Raw genomic sequence first — 4,344 nt, forward strand, 5'->3', positions numbered from 1 at the left:
GGCCTTCGCCGCTGCGCTCGCCGCGCGGACGCGGCTCGCGCTTGGGGGCCTCTTCGGCCACCGCAGCGGGGGCGGGCGCCGGTGCGGTCTTGCCGCCGGAGAACCAGCCCATGATGCGCGCGATCAGGCCCTTGGGCTCGGGCGCCGGCGCTGCCTCGACGGGGGCTGCCTCGGGTACGGCCATCGGTGCGGGCTGCGCGGGGGCGATCCCCTTCACCGCGGCTTCGGGGCGTGCCGGGCGTTCGTTGGCCTTGGAGGGCAGGCGCTCGTCTTCTTCGGCGGGCTTCTGCACCATCTGGTAGCTCGCCAGGGCGATGTCCTCGGCGTTGAGCTGGTCGTGGCGCAGGCGGATGATCTCGTGCGCCGGCGTCTCGAGGTGGCGGTTGGGCACGATGATGAGCTGCACCTTGTGGCGCATCTCGATGCGGGCGATGTCGACGCGCTTCTCGTTGAGCAGGAAGGTGGCGACATCGACCGGCACCTGCAGGTGCACCGCGCCGGTGTTGTCCTTCATCGCCTCTTCTTCGAGGATGCGCACGATGTGCAGCGCGGACGACTCGGTGCTGCGGATGTGGCCGGTGCCGTTGCAGCGCGGGCAGGTGATGTAGCTGGTCTCGGCGAGCGCCGGGCGCAGGCGCTGGCGCGACAGCTCGAGCAGGCCGAAGCGGCTGATCTTGCCGGTCTGCACGCGCGCGCGGTCGTGGCGCAGGGCGTCGCGCAGGCGGTTCTCGACCTCGCGCTGGTTCTTGGCCGCTTCCATGTCGATGAAGTCGATGACGATGAGGCCGCCGAGGTCGCGCAGGCGCAGCTGGCGGGCGATCTCGTCGGCGGCTTCGCAGTTGGTGCGGAAGGCCGTCTCCTCGATGTCCGAGCCCTTGGTGGCGCGGCCGGAGTTGACGTCGATCGAGACCAGCGCCTCGGTGTGGTCGATGACCACGGCGCCGCCCGAGGGCAGGTTCACCTGGCGCGAGTAGGCGGACTCGATCTGGTGCTCGATCTGGAAGCGCGAGAACAGCGGCACGTCGTCGCTGTAGCGCTTCACGCGCGCGACGTTGCCCGGCATCACGTGGGCCATGAACTGCGTGGCCTGCTCGTAGATGTCGTCGGTGTCGATGAGGATCTCGCCGATGTCGGGCTGGAAGTAGTCGCGGATCGCGCGGATGACCAGGCTGCCTTCCTGGTAGATCAGGAAGGCGCCGGACTGGCCCTGCGCAGCGCCCTCGATCGCGGTCCACAGCTGCAGCAGGTAGTTGAGGTCCCACTGCAGCTCTTCGGCGCTGCGGCCGATGGCGGCGGTGCGGGCGATCAGGCTCATGCCCTGGGGTACGTCGAGCTGGTCCATGTTCTCGCGCAGCTCGGCGCGCTCGTCACCCTCGACGCGACGCGAGACGCCGCCGCCGCGCGGGTTGTTGGGCATCAGCACCAGGTAGCGGCCGGCGAGCGAGATGTAGGTGGTGAGCGCCGCGCCCTTGTTGCCGCGCTCGTCCTTCTCGACCTGGACGATGAGCTCCTGGCCTTCCTTCAGGGCCTCCTTGATCGAGGCCTTGCCGGCGTCCACGCCGGGCTGGAAGTAGGAACGCGAGATCTCCTTGAACGGCAGGAAGCCGTGGCGGTCGGCGCCATAGTCGACGAAGGCCGCCTCGAGGCTGGGCTCGATGCGGGTGATGACCGCCTTGTAGATGTTGCTCTTGCGTTCTTCCTTGGCGGCCGATTCGATATCGAGGTCGATCAGTTTCTGACCGTCCACGATCGCGACGCGCAGTTCTTCGGCCTGCGTCGCATTGAAAAGCATGCGCTTCATTTGGATCGTTCTCCCGCGAAAGGACACACGGGCAGGACGAACGGCGCGCACCATCGCGCTTTCCGGGATCAGGAGCGATTGGGTAGGGCTGCTGCTGCTTTCATCCGGTGGGTTAACAGGGCTGTGATGGGTCGGCTGGTCGAATTTCTCTTGTTCCCGCCCGCGGTGCCGGAGCGGCTGCGTGGCCGGAACATTTGATCCTGCGTCGGTGACTCGCGCGTCAAAATCCAACCCGGGGGCTGGATGGGTGTGTCGAAGGGGATCGCTTGCGTTACCATCGGCGCCTTTTCGGCCTTGGATGGCGGGCAAGGGTTGTGACCGGGAGCGCTCTTCAGGGCTCTTTGCCAGCAGTCTGCGCGCGTCGTCCGGAGCAGGTGTTTCGACCTGACGGACTGCTGACGCGCCGCACTTGGGTGGCAGCGACCGGTTCAACCGCGCGAAAGTATATTTCATGACGACGATTGAAGGCAAAGCGATCGCGGTTCGCCACGAGCGCATCGACGAGGCCGCGGCAGGCCAGCGCATCGACAACTACCTCCTGCGCATCGCCAAGGGCGTGCCCAAGAGCCACGTCTATCGCATCCTGCGCAGCGGCGAGGTGCGGGTGAATGGAGGTCGCGTGCAGCAGACCTACCGCCTGAAGGAGGGCGACGAGGTGCGCATCCCGCCGATCCGCATCGCCGAGCCGACCCACGCCGCACCCGCGCCGGCGGGCAAGCCGCTGCCGGTGGTGTATGAGGACGACGCGCTGCTGCTGATCGACAAGCCTTCGGGAAAGGCGGTGCATGGGGGCAGCGGCGTGAGCTACGGCGTGATCGAGCAGCTGCGCGTGCAGCGCCCCGAGCTGCGCATGCTCGAGCTCGCGCACCGCCTCGACCGCGAGACCTCGGGCCTGCTGATCGTGGCGAAGAAGCGCTCGGCGCTCACCGCGCTGCACGACATGATGCGCGAAGGCGCGGTGCAGAAGCGCTACCTCACCCTGGTGCCGGGGCGCTGGTCGAACCCGCTGCAGCACGTCAAGGCGGCGCTGTTCAAGTACCTGACCGCCGAGGGCGAGCGCCGCGTGCGCGTCGCCGACGACGGCAAGGCGGCGCACAGCATCGTGCGCCTGGTGCGGCGCTGGCGCGACTACAGCCTGCTCGAGGTGGAACTCAAGACCGGGCGCACGCATCAGATCCGCGTGCATCTGGCCCACCTCGGCTTCGCGCTGTGCGGCGATGACAAGTACGGCGACTTCGCGCTCAACAAGCGCCTCGAGGGCGAGGGCTTGCGGCGCATGTTCCTGCACGCGGCGCAGCTGCGCTTCGTCCACCCGCTCACCGGCGAGCCGCTCGCCTTCGAGTCGCCGCTGCCCGCGGACCTGCAATCCTTCCTCGACCGGCTCGACGCCGCGGAGAACAAACATGGCTGAACGCTTCGACCTGATCGTCTTCGACTGGGACGGCACCCTGATGGACTCGGCCGCCGCCATCGTGCGTGCGATGCAGGCCGCGGCGCGCGACCTCGACCTGCCCCCGCCGCCCGAGGAGCGCGCGCGCTACGTGATCGGCCTCGGCCTGGGCGACGCGCTGCGCCACGCGGTCCCCGACCTGGAGGAGGCGGCCTATCCGCGCATGGTGGAGCGCTACCGCCACCACTACCTGTCCTCTGACCACGAGCTCGGCCTCTTCGAGGGCGTCGATGCGCTGATCGACGCGCTCGCCGGGCGCGGCCACCTGCTCGCGGTCGCCACCGGCAAGAGCCGCGTGGGCCTGAATCGCGCGCTCGGTCACACCGGGCTGGGGCGCTACTTCCACGCCACGCGCTGCGCTGACGAGTGCTTCTCCAAGCCGCATCCGGCCATGCTCGAAGAGCTCATGGACGAGCTCGGCGTGGCGCCGCAGCGCACCCTGATGATCGGCGACACCACCCACGACCTGCAGATGGCGAAGAACGCGCGCACCGCCGGGCTGGCGGTGGGCTTCGGCGCGCATCCGGTGGAGGTGCTGGTGGCGGAATCTCCGCTCGCCTGCGTGCGCACGCCGGGCGAGCTCGCGGGCTGGCTGCTCGCCAACGCCTGAGCTGCGCAGCGGCGATCAGGCCAGCAGCAGGAAGAGCGCGGGGCGGCGCGCGAGCGCGGGGCGCGCGGCCTTCTTCCACTCGCGCAGCGTGCGGGTGAGGAGCAGCTCGCCTGCGGAGTTGAGCTCGCAGGCCACGCACAGGCGGGTTTCGGGCTTCAGCGTGCGTAACAGCGCCTCGAACATGCGCTCGTTGCGATAAGGCGTCTCGATGAAGATCTGCGTGCGTCCGAGCTTGCGCGACTCGTCCTCCAGCGCGCGCAGCGCGGCGTCGCGCTCGCCCTCGGCCACCGGCAGGTAGCCATGGAAGGCGAAGCTCTGGCCGTTGAGCCCCGAGCCCATCAGCCCGAGCAGGATGGAGGAGGGCCCGACCAGCGGCACGACGCGGATGCCGAGGGCGTGCGCGCGCGCCACCAGGCGGGCGCCGGGGTCGGCCACCGCCGGGCAGCCGGCGTCGGAGAGCAGGCCGAGGTCGGCGCCGCCAAG

General features: G+C 69.4%; 4 protein-coding genes. 2 read left to right on the forward strand and 2 right to left on the reverse strand.

Annotated features, from left to right (window positions below):
- Positions 1–1,801: Rne/Rng family ribonuclease (locus tag C667_RS20700; protein WP_004381546.1), on the reverse strand; the 1,801-nt coding region annotated here is incomplete at its 3' end.
- 451 nt (positions 1,802–2,252) lie between these two features.
- Here C667_RS20700 and C667_RS20705 point away from each other — a divergent pair.
- Together C667_RS20705 and C667_RS20710 are read left to right on the forward strand one after the other, a co-directional pair.
- Positions 2,253–3,212, forward strand: coding sequence for an RluA family pseudouridine synthase (locus C667_RS20705; RefSeq protein WP_004381548.1), 960 nt, complete (start codon positions 2,253–2,255; stop codon positions 3,210–3,212).
- Positions 3,205–3,861: an HAD-IA family hydrolase gene (locus C667_RS20710; RefSeq protein WP_004381550.1), complete on the forward strand. Its 657-nt coding sequence runs from the start codon at positions 3,205–3,207 to the stop codon at positions 3,859–3,861. The genes C667_RS20705 and C667_RS20710 overlap by 8 nt, the downstream gene beginning before the upstream one ends.
- Before the next feature lie 15 nt (positions 3,862–3,876).
- Here C667_RS20710 and C667_RS20715 read toward each other — a convergent pair.
- Positions 3,877–4,344 (reverse strand): SAM-dependent methyltransferase (locus C667_RS20715; RefSeq protein ID WP_004381552.1); only part of this gene is annotated, 468 nt, incomplete at its 5' end.

The sequence above is a fragment of the Thauera phenylacetica B4P genome (assembly GCF_000310225.1).
Lineage (GTDB): Bacteria > Pseudomonadota > Gammaproteobacteria > Burkholderiales > Rhodocyclaceae > Thauera > Thauera phenylacetica.